Annotated in this window: 18 protein-coding genes and 1 pseudogene; 6 read left to right on the forward strand and 13 right to left on the reverse strand. The window is 69.5% G+C overall.

Annotation, left to right across the window (positions count from 1 at the left end):
* The 8 genes and pseudogenes from FV222_RS03970 to FV222_RS04005 all read right to left on the reverse strand — a co-directional run.
* The coding region (locus FV222_RS03970; protein WP_147813067.1) for a DUF2125 domain-containing protein at positions 1 to 960 on the reverse strand (960 nt) is incomplete at its 3' end.
* 207 nt (positions 961 to 1,167) lie between these two features.
* A complete protein-coding gene (locus FV222_RS03975; RefSeq protein ID WP_306422408.1) occupies positions 1,168 to 1,524 on the reverse strand; it encodes a hypothetical protein in 357 nt (118 codons plus the stop codon).
* 217 nt (positions 1,525 to 1,741) lie between these two features.
* Positions 1,742 to 2,515: a lysophospholipid acyltransferase family protein gene (locus FV222_RS03980; protein WP_147761804.1), complete on the reverse strand. Its 774-nt coding sequence runs from the start codon at positions 2,513 to 2,515 to the stop codon at positions 1,742 to 1,744.
* A gap of 113 nt (positions 2,516 to 2,628) precedes the next feature.
* Positions 2,629 to 3,636: pseudogene (locus FV222_RS03985) on the reverse strand (gamma-glutamyltransferase); the annotation flags it as partial.
* Between the two features lie 211 nt (positions 3,637 to 3,847).
* Positions 3,848 to 5,659, reverse strand: coding sequence for an ATP-binding cassette domain-containing protein (locus FV222_RS03990; RefSeq protein ID WP_147762712.1), 1,812 nt, complete (start codon positions 5,657 to 5,659; stop codon positions 3,848 to 3,850).
* Positions 5,660 to 5,726: 67 nt separating this feature from the next.
* Entirely contained in the window at positions 5,727 to 5,939 is a 213-nt protein-coding gene (locus FV222_RS03995) for a hypothetical protein (protein ID WP_147750585.1), read from the reverse strand.
* Positions 5,940 to 6,046: 107 nt separating this feature from the next.
* The gene (locus FV222_RS04000; RefSeq protein ID WP_147762711.1) at positions 6,047 to 6,361 is read right to left on the reverse strand and encodes a polyhydroxyalkanoic acid system family protein; all 315 of its coding nucleotides are present in this window, start codon (positions 6,359 to 6,361) and stop codon (positions 6,047 to 6,049) included.
* Between the two features lie 77 nt (positions 6,362 to 6,438).
* Positions 6,439 to 6,795 carry a septal ring lytic transglycosylase RlpA family protein gene (locus FV222_RS04005; RefSeq protein WP_238270665.1) on the reverse strand — a complete coding sequence of 119 codons (357 nt, stop codon included), beginning with the start codon at positions 6,793 to 6,795 and terminating at the stop codon, positions 6,439 to 6,441.
* Positions 6,796 to 7,327: 532 nt separating this feature from the next.
* On the opposite strand from FV222_RS04005, the gene ybgC reads away from it, so the two are divergent.
* A complete protein-coding gene (gene ybgC / locus FV222_RS04010) occupies positions 7,328 to 7,747 on the forward strand; it encodes a tol-pal system-associated acyl-CoA thioesterase (protein ID WP_238270657.1) in 420 nt (139 codons plus the stop codon).
* 74 nt (positions 7,748 to 7,821) lie between these two features.
* Here the strand turns inward: ybgC and FV222_RS30955 are convergent, their stop codons facing one another.
* Positions 7,822 to 8,313: a methyl-accepting chemotaxis protein gene (locus FV222_RS30955; RefSeq protein ID WP_281406867.1), complete on the reverse strand. Its 492-nt coding sequence runs from the start codon at positions 8,311 to 8,313 to the stop codon at positions 7,822 to 7,824.
* Positions 8,310 to 9,107, reverse strand: a complete 798-nt coding sequence (locus FV222_RS30960; RefSeq protein ID WP_147813074.1) for a hypothetical protein — start codon at positions 9,105 to 9,107, stop codon at positions 8,310 to 8,312. The genes FV222_RS30955 and FV222_RS30960 overlap by 4 nt, the downstream gene beginning before the upstream one ends.
* Before the next feature lie 405 nt (positions 9,108 to 9,512).
* Here FV222_RS30960 and tolQ point away from each other — a divergent pair, with 405 nt between their 5' ends.
* The 4 genes from tolQ to tolB all read left to right on the forward strand — a co-directional run bounded on the left by tolQ (position 9,513) and on the right by tolB (position 13,449).
* Entirely contained in the window at positions 9,513 to 10,229 is a 717-nt protein-coding gene (gene tolQ / locus FV222_RS04025; RefSeq protein WP_147750589.1) for a protein TolQ, read from the forward strand.
* Positions 10,230 to 10,251: 22 nt separating this feature from the next.
* Positions 10,252 to 10,695 (forward strand): biopolymer transporter ExbD, encoded by a 444-nt coding sequence (locus FV222_RS04030; RefSeq protein WP_187273574.1) that lies wholly within the window; start codon positions 10,252 to 10,254, stop codon positions 10,693 to 10,695.
* Positions 10,696 to 10,702: 7 nt separating this feature from the next.
* Positions 10,703 to 12,043, forward strand: a complete 1,341-nt coding sequence (gene tolA / locus FV222_RS04035; RefSeq protein ID WP_147762708.1) for a cell envelope integrity protein TolA — start codon at positions 10,703 to 10,705, stop codon at positions 12,041 to 12,043.
* A 65-nt stretch (positions 12,044 to 12,108) separates the two neighbouring features.
* Positions 12,109 to 13,449: a Tol-Pal system beta propeller repeat protein TolB gene (tolB, locus tag FV222_RS04040; protein WP_147762707.1), complete on the forward strand. Its 1,341-nt coding sequence runs from the start codon at positions 12,109 to 12,111 to the stop codon at positions 13,447 to 13,449.
* 39 nt (positions 13,450 to 13,488) lie between these two features.
* Here tolB and FV222_RS04045 read toward each other — a convergent pair whose 3' ends face one another.
* Together FV222_RS04045 and FV222_RS04050 are read right to left on the reverse strand one after the other, a co-directional pair.
* On the reverse strand, positions 13,489 to 13,737 hold the full coding sequence (locus FV222_RS04045; protein WP_147762706.1) for a hypothetical protein: 249 nt from the start codon (positions 13,735 to 13,737) through the stop codon (positions 13,489 to 13,491).
* Positions 13,738 to 13,834: 97 nt separating this feature from the next.
* Positions 13,835 to 15,067, reverse strand: coding sequence for an MFS transporter (locus FV222_RS04050; RefSeq protein WP_147762705.1), 1,233 nt, complete (start codon positions 15,065 to 15,067; stop codon positions 13,835 to 13,837).
* Positions 15,068 to 15,389: 322 nt separating this feature from the next.
* On the opposite strand from FV222_RS04050, the gene FV222_RS04055 reads away from it, so the two are divergent.
* Complete coding sequence (locus FV222_RS04055) at positions 15,390 to 16,865, forward strand: PAS domain-containing methyl-accepting chemotaxis protein (RefSeq protein WP_147762704.1); 1,476 nt, start codon at positions 15,390 to 15,392, stop codon at positions 16,863 to 16,865.
* Positions 16,866 to 16,876: 11 nt separating this feature from the next.
* Here FV222_RS04055 and FV222_RS04060 read toward each other — a convergent pair.
* A partial coding sequence (locus tag FV222_RS04060; protein ID WP_147813076.1) for a PAS domain-containing sensor histidine kinase occupies positions 16,877 to 18,967 on the reverse strand: 2,091 nt, incomplete at its 5' end.

Raw genomic sequence — 18,967 nt, forward strand, 5'->3', positions numbered from 1 at the left:
GTTGCCGACCAGCGCGCCGCGGTCGGCGCCGAAGCGCTGCCCGACCACCGCCGCGACCAGCGACTCGACGCCCGCCGCGCGCAGGTCGAGCTGCCCCTCGACGCGGTGGCCCTGGTCGATCCCGAGGCTGCCCTTCGCCTGCAGCCGGCGTTCGCCCTTGGCCAGCGCCAGGCTGGCGACGTCGAGGCTTCCGCCGGCCTGGCGCCAGCGCTCGAGTTCGCGCGCCACCGTGCCGGTGCCGAGGGTGGTCGCGCGGTCCACGGTGGCGTCGAGGGTGAGGTCGGCGGGGTCGGCGTTGCCGATCAGCGCATCCGCCATCGGGGCCAGGGCCTGCGACAGGCGCAGGCTGAGGTCTACGGCGCCGTCCGATTCGAAGCGTCCCGGCGTCGGGCGCGCATGCAGCTCGAGGTGGCGGGCGGAGACCGCGATCGGATCGGGCGTCGCGCCGGCCACCGTCACAGACGGCGCATCGACCACGAGCGAGGCCCGGACGAACCCGTCAGATGCGCCGTGGAAGCTGCCTTCCAGCATCGTCCAGGTCGCGTCGCCGACGAGGTCGCCCTGTTCCACGTGAAACGGGCCCTCGGCGAGCATCAGCACGTGGCGCGGCTGGTAGACCTGCGCGACCGCCGTCAGCGGGCCGAGCCGGAAGCGGCCGTCGGCGCGCGCGAGGCTGACCGAGCCGCAGCGCAGCTCGATTCGGAACGGATAGCCGCCGATCGACCGGTCGGCGCAGGTCCAGGTCCGTCCGGCGCTCGCCTCGCGGGCGATCCAGCCGTCCATCTCGGAGGCCGCCCGGCCGCGGACGTAGAACCAGCCCGCCGACCACAACACCACCAGCGCCAGCAGCAGGATGTAGGGCATGAACAGGCCGCGCCGGGAGCGCGGCGCCCTCGGCGGCACCGCGGCGGGCTCGATGGGGGCTCGCCCCGAAGGATCTTGCCTTGCCGGATCCTGCATCGTTCGCTCCCCGCGCTCGCCCCATCGCAGGTTCGTCCGCGATCGTCCATGCCAGCGCAAGGCATGAGGGGAGGCTCGGGGCGAAACTGGGGCGTAGGCGGAGTCATGCCGAATCCGCATCACCCCACCGGACCGCGGATACGGCCTTCGCTCGATCGCGGGTGCGCCTGCCGGATGCACCGGCCGGCCCGATCGAGTGGAGGTGTTTCAGGCGTGCGCGGGGTCCGCGCTCTCCATCGAGAGGTCGTCGACGATCGCCTTGCGCTCGGCCTCGCCTTCGGCGAGCCGGTGCACGTGCATCTCCGTCGCGCCGCCCTTGCGGGCGCGGGCGAGCCAGGTGCGATGCAGGCGCTCGCGCGGGCTTTCACCGGAGGACGACACCGACACCAGCTCGGCGATGCCCGCGGGATCGCGGCGGACGGCGATCACCACCGCCTCGCCCATCTCGTCGAGCTCGGGCGCGCTGAGGTCATGCACGCCGACCACGTAGCGCCGTCCCGAACGCCCGCGCCAAGCGCTGAGCGCCAGGGCCGGGGTGCCGCGAAGGCCGGCGGTGGTCCTCAAGCGCTCTTCCCGCACGTCCCGTCTCCGTGTCCGCTCGTCCGTCAGGTCGCGGAGGGCCGCAGACCAGGACAGGGCTCTTTTGTTCGCCATTTGTTCCAACCTAGATCGGGCGCCGAGCGCCCGTCAAGCGATTCGTCTCGTGAGAACAAAATGGGAATTCAAAGGGCGTTTCACAATGTCCCGGTGGTGCCGTGGACGCAGGAATCGGCGTCCGACATCAGGCCGGGCGCGAGGTCTCGCGCTGTGGCTCGGGAGCCGTTCGGCCGGCCTGTCCAAGGTCGGCGCGTCCGGCGGCGAGCAGCGCGTTCGAGGCAGTCTCGATGCGATCCTGGACGAGGTCGAGGAAGTCCGCGCGCGCCAGGCCCGGCTGGATCGGCGGCAGGAACTCGATCACCGTGGTGCCGGGGCGGCGGACGAAGCTGCGGCGCGGCCAGTACAGGCCGGTGTTCAGCGCCACCGGCAGGCACGGCACGGAGAGCGCCGCGTAGAGGTGGGACAGGCCCTGCTTGTAGGCCGGGTCGGCGCCCGGCGCCGTCCGGGTGCCCTCGGGGAAGACGATGAGCTGGCGCCCCTGCGCGATCGCATCCGCCGCAGCCGCGTTCATCAGGCTCATGGCGCGCGCGCCCTTCGACCGGTCGATCGCCACCATGCCGCTGCGCGACAGGAACCAGCCGATCAGCGGGATGAACAGCAGCTCGCGCTTCAGCACGTAGGCGAATTCGGGAAACACCGTGCACAGGGCCAGGGTCTCCAGCGCCGACTGGTGCTTGGCGCCGACGAGCATCGCGCCGGCCGGGATGTTCTCCAGCCCGCGGAACTCGACCCGCGTGCCGGCGACCACGCGCAGCAGCCACAGCGTCACCCGCCCCCACAGCCGCGCCAGCCGCATCACCGCCCGCCCCGAGACCAGCGTCGGCAGCCCGCCGAACGCGATCAGCGTGGTGGCGGCGTAGAAGCAGAGGTTGAACGCGAGGGAGCGGACGGCGAGCATCGGGACCTTCTGTGACGATCCCCCTTTAACGCGCAGGCGCGGCCGGGGCCAAGGGCGCTCGGGCGTGACGCCTCAGGTTGTCTTGGGTCCTGCCTCAATACTCAGGCCTCACATCAATACTCCTCGGCCAGCGTGTCGCGCTGGCGCGGGTCGGCCGCTCCCGCGAGCAGGCCGCCGCTGCGCAGGATCGAGTTGGCCGAGCCCGAGTTCGCCCCCACCCTAACGTCGTGGCCCCGCGCCCGCAGCAGGGCGAGGGTGTCGGGCGAGAGACCCTGCTCGACGCGCAGCACGTCCGGTTTCCATTGGTGGTGGATGCGTGGCGCGGCGACGGCCTCCGCGAGGTTCATGCGGAAGTCGACCAGGTTGACGATCACCGCGAGCACCGTGGTGATGATGCGGCTGCCGCCGGGGCTGCCGGTGACGAGAGTGAGCTGCCCATCCCGGAACAGGAAGGTCGGCGTCATCGAGGAGAGCGGGCGGGCGCCCGGCGCCACCGCGTTGGCGTCGCCGCCGACGAGGCCGTAGGGGTTCTGGGTGCCGGCCTTGGCGGAGAAGTCGTCCATCTCGTTGTCGAGCAGCACGCCCGTGCCCTCGGCCACCAGCCCGACCCCGTAGGAGAAGTTCAGGGTGCAGGTGTTGGCGACCGCGTTGCCGGCCGCGTCCACCACCGAGTCATGCGTGGTCTGGTCGGGCTCCGGCGGCGGAGGGTCGCCGGCCGCGATGCTGTCGGCGGGCCGCGCCCGGTCCGGGTCGATCGCCCGGCGCAGCGTCGCCGCGTAGGGTTTCGCGGTGAGGCCCTGCACCGGCACGCGGACCCGGTCCGGGTCGCCGAGCCAGGTGGCGCGGTCGGCGTAGGCCGGCTTCATCGCCTCGGCCAGGGTGTGGATCGCGGCGGCGCTGCCCGCGCCCATCGCGGCGAGGTCGAAGCCCTCGAGGATGTTCAGGATTTCGATCAGGTGGACGCCCCCCGAGGAGGGCGGCGGCATCGAGACCACCTCGTAGCCGCGGTAGCTGCCGCGCACCGGCTGGCGGATCACCGGGCGGTAGGCGGAGAGGTCCGCCTCCGTCATCAGGCCGCCGGCCTCGCGCACGGCCGCCGCGATCCGCGCGGCGATATCCGGCGCGGCATACAGCGTCGCGCCGACCCAGATCAGGCCGAGCCCAGGCAACCCGAGGAGCCAGCCCGCGGAACGCAGGCCTTGGTGTGTCATGGCGAGCGGTTCATTACGAGCGGATCATGGCGAGCGGACGATGTCGCAACACCGGCGACGCCCCCGAGGCTTGCCGGACGGCATGGACCGCCATCGCGGCATCATGAAGGCCGGGATGGTCTCAGCCTTCGCGCAGCATCTCCAGTTCGAGCCAGCGCTCCTCCGCCCCAGACAGCTCGGTCTCGGCTTGGGCGAGCATCGCCGACGCCTTGTCGAACCGGGCCGCGTCGCGGGCATAGAGGCCGGGATCGGCCAGCACCGTGCGCAGCTGCGCGATCACGCCCTGCAACTTCTCCATGCGGGCAGGCAGCGTCTTGAGCTCGTGCTGGTCCTTGAAGTTCAGCTTGCCCTTGGCAGCAGGCGCGGCATCCGCCCTCTCGCGCGGCTCGCTCTTTCCGCGTGCCTCGGCTTTTCCCTTGGCGCCGGCGCGGGCCTGCACGCCGACGCCGCGCTGGTTGACCATGTCGGTGTAGCCGCCGGCATACTCGACCCAGCGCCCCTCCCCTTCCGAGACCAGAACGCTGCCGACGACGCGATCGAGGAAGTCGCGGTCGTGGCTCACCAAGATCAGGGTGCCGGAATAGTCGCCGAGCATCTCCTGCAGCAGGTCGAGCGTTTCGAGGTCGAGGTCGTTGGTCGGCTCGTCGAGCACCAGGAGGTTGGCCGGCTGCGCCAGCGCGCGGGCGATCAGCAGGCGGTTGCGCTCGCCGCCCGAGAGCACCGAGACCGGGGTACGCGCCTGCTCGGGGGTGAACAGGAAGTCCTTGAGGTAGCCGACTACGTGGCGGCTGACGCCGTTCACCACCACCGCGTCGCCGCTGCCGCCGGTGAGCACTTCCGTGACGGTCATGCTCGGCTCCAGCACCGCGCGGGCTTGGTCCAGCAACATCATCTTCAGGTTGGTGCCCTGGCGGACGCTCCCGTCGTCGGCCTGCAGCTTGCCGGTGAGCAGATTGATCAACGTGGTCTTGCCGGCGCCGTTCGCGCCGACGATGCCGAGGCGGTCGCCGCGCATCACCCGCAGGGACAGGTCGGCGACGATCCGGCGCTCGCCATAGCTCTTGCTCGCGTTCTTGGCCTCCATCACCAGCGTGCCCGAGGCCTCGGCCTCACCGGCCTGCATCGTCACGGTGCCGACCGGCCGGCGGTCGTCGCGGCGCTCCTTGCGCAGCGCATGCAGGTTGCCGAGGCGGCGGACGTTACGCTTGCGCCGGGCGGTGACGCCGTAGCGGAGCCAGTGCTCCTCGTCGTTTATCTTGCGCTCGAGCTTGTGCCGGTCGCGCTCCTCCTCCTCGAAGAAGGCGTCGCGCCAAGCCTCGAACCCGGAGAAGCCTTGCTCGATGCGGCGGGTGACCCCGCGGTCGAGCCAGATCGTGGCGCGCGACAGGGCCGAGAGGAAGCGCCGATCGTGGCTGATCAGCACCATCGCGGCGCGCGTCCCCTTCAGCTCGGCCTCGAGCCATTCGATCGCCGGCAGGTCGAGGTGGTTGGTCGGCTCGTCGAGGAGCAGCACGTCGGGCTCGGGTGCCAGCGCTTGCGCCAGCGCCACGCGGCGGCCCTCGCCGCCCGAGAGCCGCGTCGGGTCCTCGCTGCCGTCGAGGCCGAGGCTTTCGAGCAGGTAGCGGGCGCGGTGATGCGCGTCGCCATCGCCGAGGCCCGATTCGACGAATTCGAGGGTGGTGGCGAACCCGGAGAAATCCGGCTCCTGCGCGAGGTAGCGGATCGTCGTCCCCGGCTGGACGAAGCGGACGCCGCGATCGGGCTCCACGAGCCCGGCGGCGATCTTCATCAGGGTCGACTTGCCCGAGCCGTTGCGGCCGACGAGGCAGGTGCGTTCGCCGGGCGCGACGGAGAAACCCGCCCCCTCGATCAGGGGCGTGCCGCCGAAGGTGAGGGCGACGTCTTGAAGGGTCAGAAGCGGTGGGGCGGCCATGCCGGGCTTATGGCAGCGCGGCCGCCTCACCACAAATCGAAGTCGGCTCAAGTAAACCGGAGCGCGCTCAGGCAACCGGGTTCGCGGGGCCGGTCGGCGTCGGCATGCCGGGCGTGGTCACCGGAACCTCGGCTGGGGTGATGCCGGGCGCTTCGCTCGGGCTGTCGCCCGGGATCTCGGGGCTCGGGCCCGGGCTCGGCACGGTGGGCGGGTCGTAGGGCGTGTCGGGGGCAGGCGTCGGGTTCGTCGGCACCTCGGGGATCGCGCCGGGATCGGCCATGGGAAACGCTCCTCGCTTGACGTCGCGGCGCGTCTTGAGCGCGCGCCGCGTGACGAGCGTGAACGGCGGGGTCGCCCCGGGTGTTCCGGCGCGCGCCGCCTTGCGCGCTACTTCTTGGTCAGGAGCAGGTTGCCTTCCTTGCCGACCATCCGCTTCACCTTGTCGGCGAAGAGCGCAAGCAACAACGGCAGGTGGCACTCGACCCGCACGCTGTCCTGGCCGACGTCGATCTGGCCGTTCATGTTCTGCTTCATCGCGGAGATCGCGAAATCGAGCCGGTCGCCGGTCCAGGTGAGATTTTCGATGCTGATGCCGCTCTTGGCGAGCAGCGCCCGCCCCTGCTCGACGCCGGTCTCGATGCGGCGGCGCGCCTCGTCGCGGCCGAGGTCGTGCGGGATGTCGACGATGAGGGGTTTTGCCATGATGTCCGCTGCGTCTCCGGTTCAGGCTCGGAGATGGGGCCGGCCGGCGCGCGCGGCAACGCCGGCCGGCATCCGCATCAGTTCATGACGTGCAGCGAGACGTAGGTGGTACCGCCCATACCCAGCGCCCGGGCCGAGCCGCGGGAGAGGTCGATGATGCGGCCACGCACGAACGGCCCGCGATCGTTGATCCGCACCACCACGGACCGGCCGGTGCGCTGGTTCTCGACGCGGACGCGGGTGCCGAAGGGCAGGCTGCGGTGGGCGGCGGTCATCCCGTTCGGGTTGAAGCGCTCGCCGCTCGCGGTGCGATGGCCGCTGCCGTACCAGGACGCGCCTCCGCTCTGGGCGGCGGCCGGCTGGGTGGCGGCGACGAGCGACAGGGCGGTTCCGAGGGTGGCGGCGGCGATCTTGGCGACGGGTCGGATGTGCATGCTTCGGTCCTTGGTCGTTGACGAGGGCGGCGCCAATCGAGACCGAACGGGGCTGAAATAAGACCCGCACATTTTGGGCATCCAGATCACATTCCGGCCGAATTCCTCAACGCAGCTTAACATTCGATCGCTCAAGCAACGATCATGCATCCAAGACTTCGATTTTTCTACGCGTGAATGCGCGATTACGCTGCGGTATAGTCTTCGACAGGCTTCGGCGGGAGCCGCCAAACCCGCGTAAGGCGGCGAAGATCTGCGCTCAGCGAAACCCTGCCGCCCGCCCGAGGACTGAGCTTGGCCGTTGCGTCGCGGCGGATCGGGACGGCGCTTTTGGCTCGGTTCAGGGCGAGCCTGCGATCGATCGGCCGGCTTTCGCGGACGCGTCCTCGGAACCGCGGCAGGCGACCAAACACCGAGCCAACCCGGTACTAAGGTCCCGACGATCGGCAAACGTGGTAGCCTCGTCCGAATGCAAGGCGCCGGCTCGTCAGGCCTGTCCCTCTGGAAGTCTGCGCAGGAGCGGCGCCGAACCGTGACGTCATCGATCGAAGCCCACGCGCTGCCGGTGCGCGTCTACTACGAGGACACCGACTTCTCGGGCTTCGTCTACCATGCGAGCTATCTGCGCTTCATGGAGCGCGGCCGGACCGAGTTGCTGCGCGGGCTGGCGGGCGACCAATCCGAACTGCATCGCGAGGCCGACGGGTTGGTCTTCGTCGTGCGCCGGATGGAGATCGACTATCTGAAGCCCGCGCGGATGGACGACGCGCTGACGATCCTCACCCGCACGCACGAGTTGCGCGGCGCCTCGATGCACCTTCACCAGGAGGTGCTCCGCGGCGACGACCTCCTGGTCCGCGCGTCCGTGGTCGTGGCCTGCGTCCGCGAGGGCCGGGCGATCCGCCTGCCCCCGGGTCTGCGCCGGGCGTTGTCCGCTCCCGACAGCCTTTGATGCACGCGCTTCGCCTTCGAGCGAGTCGGCAGCGGCGTCGCTCGAAGACGTTCTCGTGAAGGGGGGCGGCGCGATCAGATCCGCCGGACTTCCTCCAGGAACGTCGCGACCGCCCGCGTGACCTCGGCCATCTGGTTGTCCATGTCGGTGGTGGCTTGGAGCACGGTCTGCGCTGAATCCGTCGAGGTCGCGGCGCTGGCCGCCACCGCGCTGATCCCGCCGCTCACCTCGGTGGTCAGGTCGGCGGCGTCGCGCGCGCTCCGGCTGATCTCGGCCGAGGCGGCGGCCTGTTCCTCGGCCGCCGCGGCGACCGTCGTCGAGCCGGCATCGATTCCCTTGATCACCTCGGAGATCCGCTCGATCGACGAAACGGTCATCCGGGTGGCGGATTGGATCATGTTGATCTGATCGGAGATGTCGCTCGTCGCCTTGGCCGTCTGCGCGGCCAGTTCCTTGACCTCGGCCGCCACCACCGAGAAGCCCCGGCCGGCGGGGCCGGCGCGTGCCGCCTCGATGGTGGCGTTCAGGGCCAGGAGATTGGTCTGGTTCGCGATCGAGTTGATCAACCCGACGACGACACCGATGCGCTGCGAGTCTCAGACAGGGTGCTGACGTTCTCCATCGCCTGCTGCGCCTCCGTCACGGCCTGCGCCGTCACGCTGCTGGAATGGGTCATCTGCCGCGTGATCTCGGCATTGGAGGCGCTGAACTCCTCCACGGCCGCGGCCACCGATTGCACGTTGACCGTGGTCTCCGCCGCGCTGGAGGCCGCCCGTCCCGCGCTCTCAGAGGTCTGTCCGGTGGCGTTCAGCACGCTGTCGGCGGCCTGCCGCATCGCGCCCGTGGCGGCGGCGGTCTGATTGAGCGCGGCCTGCATCGTGCGGTCGAAGCTGGCGATCCCGTCCGTGAGCGGCGACACGTCGGCCCAGGACAGCACCGCGGCGATGTACTCGCCGTTGGCGGCGTGGACGGCGGACACGTGAAGATCGAGGGTCTTGGGGCCGAGTTTGATCTTGGTGCGCCACGGCAACCGCGACGGATCGCCGACGATCGAGCGCTGGTGGTGGGGGTTCTTGTGGAACACGTCCATCGACTGGCCGACCATGCGGTTGGGATCGACGACGGACGGCAGGTGCTGCTGCAGGGCGTTCAGCGTCTCCACGCTCCGCTTGTTCGCATAAGTAATCGCCGCGGTGGTCGGATTCAACACCAGAACGTTGGTGGGCAAGGCTCCGAGGACCGCTTCGAAGTCGACCGCATGCGGCGACTCGGACATCGTCTCGACGGAAGGAGCCTTCGCGCTCCGGCGCAATGTCAGGAATGCCATGGAAACCCATCGATGACCCAAGCTCGGGCCCACCACGAGCGCGTTGACGAGGATCTTCGACCATGAATCGCCGATCAGGGTAAAAAAGCCATTAATTTACTCGGTATTTTGACGAATATAAAGATTACAACTTTAGGATGAGAAATCAAATACATTTAATATAAATCAAATACTTTCGTTGCCTTCGATTTGAGTAGTGTCTCGCTCGATTGAAATAACATCCTTATTCTGCGATCCGCCCTGGTCCGGCGTGCAACGCTTCCTTAACCGCGTTCGGCGCTTCACTCGGCCGAGACGTCGAGGGTGCGCTGCGGCGACGACCCTACTTTCGACAGATTCGCGGGCGATTTTTCAGGTATCGCCCATGGTTCAGCCGGATGTCGCGAGGGTTTCCCCCTCGGAAGCCGCTCCGCCATGGGGACGTGAGGACCACCGACCATGAACCCAGCCGATGCGATGCAGGCTGCGCCCGTCGCCGACATGACGCTGCTCGGGCTGTTCCTGCAGGCCCACGTCGTCGTCAAGTTCGTCATGATCGGCCTGCTCGGATCGTCGATCTGGTGCTGGGCGATCATCGTCGACAAGACGCTGCTGTTCCGCCGCACCAAGGACGAGATGGACGCGTTCGAGGACGCGTTCTGGTCCGGCCGCTCGTTGGAGGAACTGTACCGCTCGTTCAACGACCGCCCGGCCACGGGCCTTGCCGCCCTGTTCGTCGCGGCGATGCGCGAGTGGAAGCGCTCGTTCGAGGGCACCGGCCGCCAGATCCAGTCACTGTCGCAGCGCATCGACAAGGTGCTCGACGTGACGATCCAGCGCGAGGTCGAGCGCCTCGAGGGCCGCCTGCTGTTCCTCGCCTCCATCGGCTCGGCCGGCCCGTATATCGGCCTGTTCGGCACGGTCTGGGGCATCATGACCGCCTTCACCTCGATCGCCGCTTCGAAGAACACCTCGCTCGCCGTGGTGGCGCCGGGCATCGCCGAGGCGCTATTCGCCACCGCGATCGGCCTGTTCGCGGCGATTCCCGCCGTGCTGGCCTACAACAAGCTCCAGGCCACGGTCTCCAAGCAGCAGTCGCGCCTGGAAGGCTTCGCCGACGAGTTCTCCGCCATCCTGTCGCGCCAGATCGACGAGCGCCTGTCGCTCGCCGCCTGACCGACCGCGAAGGGATCGACACATGAGCATGGCGGCGGGCGCTCAAGGGGGCGGCAAGCGGCGGCGGCGCGGCAAGCGCGGCGGGCCGATCAACGAGATCAACATGACGCCGTTCATCGACGTCGTGCTGGTGCTGCTGATCATCTTCATGGTGGCGGCGCCCATGATGACGGTGGGCGTGCCCCTCGATCTGCCGCAATCCAAGGCCTCGCCCCTGAACTCGGACACCAAGCCGGTGACGATCTCGATCCGCCAGTCCGGTCAGGTCTTCCTCGGCGAGGACGAGCTCACCGACGACACCATCATCCCGAAGCTGACCCTGGAGGCCAAGTCCGGCTTCGAGGAGCGCGTCTTCGTGCGCGGCGACAAGCGGGTCGACTACGGCCGGGTCGCGCAGGTGATGGCGATCGTCACCGGCGGCGGCTTCAAGAAGGTGGCGCTCGTCACCGAGCCCGAGCAGCGGTAGCGCGTCCGTGAGGCTCCCCTCCTTCCGCAGCGAACCGGGCTTCTGGGTCTCGGCCGGCACCCATGTCGGGCTGCTGGTCTTCGCCCTGTTCAGCGTCGCCGCGCCCGCGCTTCCCGAGGCGCAGGAGGGCGTGCCCGTCGAGGTGATCACCGAGAACCAGTTCTCCGAGCTGACCAAGGGCGAGCGCAACGCCGAGAAGCCGTTGTCGGACGCCAAGCCCCGTGCCGACAAGAAGGCGGAGAAGTTCGAAGAGAAGGAGCCGGAGAACGCGAAAGTCGATTCTCCGACAGCGCCGACGCGCACCAGCGACATGAAGCTCGCCAACGCCGACGAGATGCCGCTGCGCGTCAACGAGCCCGACCCGTCGGCGGAAGCGGCCAAGGCCGCCAAGATGGCCAAGGAGAAGGCGGAGGCCGAGAAGGCCGACGCCGCCAAAGCCGAGGCGAAGGCGGAAGCCGCCAAGGCCGCCGCCGCGGAGAAGGCCGCCGCCGCCAAGGCGGAAGCGAAGGCCGCCGCCGCCGAGGCCGCCAAGGCGGAGGCGGTGAAGCGCGAGCAGCTCGCCAAGCTCGTCGAGCGCGAGGAGGCGGAAGCCGCCGCCGCAGAAGCCAAGGCTGCGGATGCGAAGGCCAAAGCCGAGGCGAAAGCCAAGGCGGACGCGGCCAAGGAGGCGGCCAAGGCTGCCGAGAAGGCGGCCGCCGCCAAGGCCGAAGCCAAGGCGAAGGCGGAAGCCGAGGCCGAGCGCCAGAAGGAGATCGCCGAAGCCAAGGCCGAGGAGGCCAAGGAGAAGGCTGAGGCCGCAGCCGCCGCGAAGGCCGAGGCTGCGGCAAAAGCCAAGGCGAAGGCGGTCGCGGATGCGCGCGCCAAGGCCGACGCCGAGGCGAAGGCGCGCAAGCAGGCCGAGCTCGCCGCCAAGTTCAATGCCGGCGACATCAAGTCGATCCTGGCTTCGAAGGCGCCGTCGCAATCCACCGGCTCGACCGGTCACGAGGTCCAGCGCACGGCCTCCCTCGGCGCTGCCACCGGCACCGCGCAGCGCCTGTCGCCCTCGTTGCGCGACGCCCTCGTCGGCATGCTGCAGCAGCAGATCGAGCGCTGCTATTCGGCGCCGCCCGGCGCGGCGCAGGGCGTGGTGCTGCCGGTGCTCGACATCCGCCTGAACGCCGACGGCTCGCTCTCGACCGAGCCGCGGATAATGCGCGGCGGGTCGAGCTCGGTCGACCAGTCGATCGCGCAGGCGGCGTTGCGCGCCGTGCGCCGGTGCGCGCCCTACAAGATCCCGGCGCAGTACCAGCCCTATTACAACGACTGGAAGGCGATCAACGCGGAGTTCGAGTTCACCGCGACCTGACGCCGAAGCCGACCCGAAGTCTCGACCTCGCCGGCACCCGCTCCAACGTTTCCGGACCAAACCCCATGCTGCATCGTTCGCTCACCCGGGCCCGGCACGTGCCCGCCGCCCTCTATGGCCTCGCGCTGCTGCTGCTCGCGGCCATCGGCTTGAGCGGGCCGGCCCAGGCCCAGCTTCAGCTCCGCATCGGTGGCGGCTCGTTCCAGCCGATGCCGATCGCGGTGACCGACTTCTCGGGCGACGCGAACCTCGGCGGCCTCGTCTCGAGCGTCGTGACGAACGACCTGCGCCGCTCCGGCTACTTCCTGCCGCTGGAGAAGGGCCGATTCCCCGAATCGCCGAACTTCGATGCCGCCCCCGGCTTCGAGAAGTGGCGCGCGGCCGGCGTGCAGGGCCTCGTCACCGGCCGCGTCTCGCGCGACGCCTCGGGCCGCCTCAAGGTCGAGTTCCGCTTGTGGGACGTGACCTCGGGCCAGCAGATCACCGGCCAGCAATACGGCACCGACGCCGCCAACGCGCGCCGCGCCGGGCACCTGATCTCGGACAGCGTCTACACCAAGATCACCGGCCTCGGGCCGTGGTTCGACAGCCGCATCGCCTTCGTCGACGAATCCGGCCCGAAGGAGAACCGCCGCAAGCGCCTGATGGTGATGGACCAGGACGGCGCCAACGTCCGGGCGCTCACCACCGGCGAGAACGCCGTCGTCGCCCCGCGCTACTCGCCGGCGACGCAGGACATCGCCTTCATGGCGCAGGCCACCGGCCACCAGCCGCGGGTGCAGGTGATCAACCTCGAGACCGGCAGCCGGACGGCGATGGGCAACTTCGACTCGATGAGCGCGAGCCCGCGCTTCTCACCCGATGGCCGCCGCCTCATCATGAGCGTGCAGCAGGGCGGCAACGCAGACATCGTCACGATGGACATCGCCTCGAAGGCCCAGCATTCGATCACCAATGGCATGGCGATCGACACGTCGCCGACCTACTCGCCGGACGGCGGCCAGATCGTGTTCGAATCCGACCGCGGCGGCTCGCAGCAGGTCTACGTGATGGGCGCCGACGGCTCGAACCCGCACCGCATCTCGTTCGGGGAGGGCTCGGCCTCGCAGCCGGCCTGGTCGCCCAAAGGAGACCTCATCGCCTTCACCCGCCAGCGCAAGGGTGGCTTCGCGATCTGCGTGATGAAGCCCGACGGCTCCGGCGAGCGGGTGCTGACGGAAGGCTTCCACAACGAGGGGCCGACCTTCGCGCCGAACGGCCAGTACGTGCTGTTCTTCCGCGATCCCGGCGGCCAGGGCGGCGGCAAGCTCTACATGGTCGACATCACCGGCAAGGTCGAAAATCCGGTGCCGACCCCGTCCTACGCCTCCGACCCGACCTGGTCGCCGCTGCTGGCCGGGAAGTAGTTTTCGGAAGCGGAGCCCGGCGACCCGTCGGGCTCCCCTTCACCCGCGCTTCTGCGCCTTCACGTATCCACCGATCGCGGCCTGGCAGTTCGGCGAGAGGCTGGCGCGGTTCTGCTTGAAGCAGGCCTGGACCTCCGGGGCGTCGGGGGAGAATTCGCTGCATAGGGCGAGGTAATCGCCGGTGCAGTTCTGCTTCAGCGCGGCGCGGTCGGGCACGGCCGACGCGTTCGGCGCGGCGAGCGCGGCGGTGGCGGACAGGGTGAACGCGAACACGGTACGAACGAGCAAGGTCGGCTTCCTTCAGCGACCCGGACGACCCGGGCGGAGGTGCGTAGACCAGCCCATCCTGGCCGGAATGGGTTAGCTTGGCCGTCGGCCTCCAGCTTCACCCCTCGCGCAGAAGCCGGTCGCGCGCTCGGAGTGCCGGGAAGAGCCGGCCCCAGAGCACGGCGACCAGCACGGTGGCCGCGCCCCCGACCACCACGGCCGGCACCGCGCCGATCAGCGCCGCGACCGAGCCGGACTCGAACTCGCCGAGTTCGTTCGAGGCGCCGATGAAGACGGTGTTCACCGCCGACACCCGGCCGCGCATCGCGTCCGGGGTCTCGCCTTGAACGAAGGTCTGGCGGACGTAGACGCTGATCATGTCGGCGGCACCCGTGACGAACAGGCAGGCCATCGACAGCGGCAGGGAGGTCGAAAGGCCGAACACGATGATCGCGACACCGAAGACCGCTACGGCGCGCAGCATCCTCACGCCCGCATGGCGCCGCAGCGGCCGGTAGGCCAGCACGACGGCCATCAGCACGGCGCCGGCCGCGGGCATGCTCCGAAGCGCCCCGAGCCCGAGCGGGCCGACATGCAGCACCTCGGCCGCAAAGATCGGCAGCAGGGCGGTGGCGCCCCCGAGCAGCACCGCGAACAAGTCGAGGCTGATCGCGCCGAGCACCACCGGATGGGCCCGGATATAGCCGATCCCGGCCGACAGCGTCGCCCAGGTCACCGGCGGCCGCTCCGACACGGGGGCCGGGCGGAAGCGGATCGCGGCGGTGGCGACCGCCGCGAGGGCGAAGCTGGCGGAGGCCGAGCCGAACACCACCTTGGGCCCAAGGGCGTAGAGGAAGCCGCCGAGCGCCGGCCCGAGCACCGACGCGCTCTGCCAGAGCGAGGCGTTCCAGGCGATCGCCGAGCCGAACAGGTCGCGCGGCACCAAGGTCGGCAGCAGCGCCTGCAGGGAGGGGTTGGCGAAGGCGCGCGCCGTACCGATCAACACGACGAGCCCGTAGATCGGCCAGACCGCGCCGGCGCCGCGCCAGGCGTAGGCGAGCAGCGCCGCGCTGGTCGCCGCCTGCACCGCGAAGGACGCCGCCGCCACCAGGCGCCGGTCGTAGGTGTCGGCGACGTGCCCGGTGATCAGCGCGGCCAGCATCGCTGGGAGGAACCCCGCCAGCCCGACGAGGCCGAGCGCGAGCGCCGAGTGGGTCAGGTCGTAGACGAACCAGCCGACCGCCACCGCCTGCATCTGGTAGGCAAGGCCGGTGAGGAACCGGGACATGCCGAACAGGCGGAAGTCGCCGTTGCGGAAGACGGTCCAGCCGGATGAGGAAGGTTCGTACATCGCCTGCGTCGTGGCCACGCGAAACCGCTTGGTCAAGCCGGCCGGCGAGGTCGTATTGAGCGTCTGCGTCGAGACTGCGATACCAAGCGTGTGGATCGCTGCGAACGCGTCGGCGGCGTCATGGAATGTCTGCGATGCCGTCGCCGACCGCTAGCGGGACGACAGGGCGCAACCTTACTCTTAGATAGCCCCTTTGACTTACACCTAGAAGTTGTTGCTGCGACCCATAAACTAATATGTCATGTTAAAAGTCTTGGAAGCCGATTTTTTAAGCTTTCTCCGCAATATTACATGAAGATCACGAACTACAAGGCTCACTGGAATGTCGTTTATCAACCAGAAGGTGAATGCCGTCATCGATGCGATCGACCGGTCACAGGCCCGCATTGTGTTCGGCCTGGACGGCCGGATCCTCGATGCAAACGCGAATTTCCTGAGCCTGTTCGGCTATGCCTTGTCTGAGATCCGCGGCCAGCATCACGGAATCTTGATGGAGGGCGCCGAGCGCGAGACCGCAGAGTATCGAGCGTTCTGGGAGGCCTTGGCCCGCGGCGAGACGCAAGCCCGCACCTTCAAGCGCGTCGCCAAGGACGGCCGTGAGATCTGGCTGCAGGCCTCCTACAATCCGGTGCTCGATCGCGGCGGCCGGCCGGTACAGGTCGTCAAACTCGCCACCGACATCACCGCCGAGACCAAGGCGGCAGCAATCTGCCAGGGCCAGATCGATGCGCTCAACCGCTCCCAGGCGGTGATCCACTTCACGCTGGACGGCATCGTCACCGATGCGAACGCGAACTTCCTTACGACGATGGGCTACCGCCTCGACGAAATCAAAGGCCGCCACCACCGGATCTTCGTCGAGGCGGCGGACGCCGCCTCGCCCGCCTACGCCGCGTTCTGGAAGACGCTAGCCGCGGGCACCTTCCAGGCGGGCGAGTTCCGCCGGGTGGGCAAGGCCGGCCAGGAGGTCTGGATCCACGGCGCCTACAATCCGATCCTGGACCGCGATGGACGTCCCTTCGCCGTGGTGAAGTTCGCTACCGACGTGACCGCGCAGGTAAACGAGCGCCGCCGCCGCGCTGAAGGCCAGCGCCTCATCCAGGTCGACCTCGGCCACATCATGCAGGAGATGTCGGGGGTCAGCCGCCAATCGACCGAGACCGCGCGCGCGGCGGCCGAGACCTCCGGCAACGTCCAGGCGGTGGCAGCCGGGGCCGAGGAGTTCTCGGCGTCGATCGAGGAACTGACCCGGCACGCGGTCGAGGCGAAGTCGGCATCCGACGAGGCGGTCGGCCGCTCGGACGAAGCGCGCACCATCATCTCCGGCCTCACGGCCTCGGCCGAGCGGATCGGCAGCGTCATCACCACGATTCGCACCATCGCCGACCAGACCAACCTCCTGGCTCTGAACGCGACCATCGAGGCGGCGCGCGCCGGTCAGGCTGGCCGCGGCTTCGCGGTGGTCGCCGCCGAGGTGAAGGCCCTGGCCACGCAGTCGTCGCAGGCGACCGAGGAGATCGGGAGGCAGGTCACCGCTGTGCAGGAGGCGACGGCCGAGGCAGTACGGGCGATCGAGCTCGTGAGCCAGACGATCGGGCAGGTCAGCCAAATCTCGCTCAGCGTCTCCTCCGCCGTGACGCAGCAGGCGGCGGTGACGCGTGACATGTCGGTGAACATGCAGAACGCGGCCGAGAGCGTCCAGCGCGTCCGGCTGAACATGGACGGCATCGCCGACGCCTCGAGGACCGTCGACACCCGCGTCCAGGCCGTGGCCGAGGCGGCCCGCGCCCTCGGCTGAACCGGGGCGGCCTACTCGGCCGCCTCCTCGGTCGCCTCGGATTCCAGGTCCCGCGCCGCGTGCGACGCGGGCAGGACGATCGGGAAGGTGCAGCTCACGCAGGTGCCGGCGCCGGGGCGCGAATCGAGCGAGACCCGGCCGCCATGCAGCTCGACGAAGGAGCGCACGATCGACAGGCCGAGGCCGACCCCGCGATGGCGCGTGCCGAGGGTGTGGCTCTCGAACCGGTCGAACACGTGGGCGGCGATCTCGGGCGGCATGCCACGGCCCTGGTCGCGCACGCTGAGGACGAGGTCGCCAGCCGTCCGGCGCGCCTGCACGGTGATGCTCTGGCCGGCGCTGGAGAAGCCGACGGCGTTCGACATCAGGTTGAAGAGGATCTGGCGGACGCGCTTCCCGTCCACGAACACGCTACCGATGTCGTCGGGCACGTCGAGGACGAGGCTGAGATCGGATTCCGCGAGGCGGTCCTCGATGCCGAGCAGCGCGGCCTCGATGGTGGCCTGAACGTCCACGGTCTCGCGCTGGAGCTCGAGGGAACCGGCATCGATCGAGGCGAGGTCGAGGATGTCGTTGATGATCACCAGGAGCGCGCCGGACGAGCGCATGATGTGATCGGAATATTCGCGCTGGCGGGCGTTCAGCGCACCCACGGTCTCGTCTCCGAGAAGCTGGGTGAAGCCGATGATGTTGGTGAGCGGCGAGCGCAGCTCGTAGGAGACGTGGTGGACGAACGTGTCGCGAAGCTGCGCCGCCTTTTCGAGCGCGTCGTTCTTCTCGGTCAGCGCCCGCTCGACGTTCACGCTTGCGGTGACGTCGATCAGGGTGATCAACGTCGCGCCTTCGGGCAGAGGCTGGGCGGTGCAGTCGAGCACGGTGCCGTCCACCATCTCGAGCTTGCAGGCGATGCCGGTGCGCGATTCGAGGCCAACCACCGCGTCGCGGATGTCGAGCCACGGCTCGTCGGCTGGCGCCAGCACGCGGCACGCCTCGATCACCGCCTCGACGTGCGGGCGGGCTTCCAGGCTCTCGTGGTCTAGTCGCCAGGCAGCGGCGAAGGCGCGGTTGGCAAAGGTGAGGCGCCCGTCGGCGCCGAACACCGCCACCGGCTCCTTGAGGGTATCCAGGGTCTCGGCCTGCACCCGCATCAGCGCATTGTATTGCGATTCGAGCTTCATCCGGTCTGAGACGTCATCGAAAAGGTAGGTCAGGCCGCCTTGCGGGTTCGGCTCGGCCAGCACCCGCAGCGTGCGGCCGTCGGGCAGGTACCACCAGGCCGGGTTGGCTTCCGCCGACCGGTAGGCGGCCAGCACGCCCTGCTTCCAGCTGCGGAAGTCGGCATGCTCCTCGAGCTTTCGCGCGGCGCGCAGGTGGTCGAGGATCTCGCCGTCGAGGGGGCGGGCGTCGAGGAAGCCTTGGTCGAGGTCCCAGAGCTGGCGGTAGGCGGCGTTGTGGAAGATCAGCCGCTGGCCGGCATCGAACATCGCGACCGCGGTCGGCAACTGGTCCAGGGTGCGGACATTGGCGTCCATCTGGCGCTGCAGGTCGGCGCGCACACTCTCCAGCTCGGAGACGTCCACCGCGATCCCGACCCGTCCGCCCTCCAGGGCGGTCTCGGTGACGTCGAGGATACGCCGGCCACCCGCCACCACCGCGGACAGGCGAAGTGCCGGACGTTGCCCGGCGGGGCGGCGCTGGGCGTCCTCGCGGGCGATCATCTCGCGGGCCGGACGGTCGAGGAGCTCGATGCCGTCCTGGATCGCGCCCTCGCGGGTGGTGGCTTCCACGGCGGCGACGTAGGCGGTGTTGACCCAGGCGAGGCTGCCCTCGCGGTTGCGCCGCCAGACCGGCTGCGGGATCGCGTCGAGGAGGCCGGCCAGCGCCGAGAGGCCGCGGCGGGCATCTTCCAGGGTCTCGCGCAACTCGGAGATCTGCCGTCGGTCCTCGGTGGTCTCGCGCAGGCGCAGCAGGACGCGGCCGGCCACCGCCTGACCCTGCGCCTCGATGCTGCGGCCGGACTGGCTCCGCAGCGTTGCGCGGAAGCTCGTGCCGCGCACCCGAAGCGCCTCGACGGCGGTCTCGACCGCCTCGGCGTCGGCGGG

This window comes from Methylobacterium sp. WL103 (assembly GCF_008039885.1).
Classification (GTDB): domain Bacteria; phylum Pseudomonadota; class Alphaproteobacteria; order Rhizobiales; family Beijerinckiaceae; genus Methylobacterium; species Methylobacterium cerastii.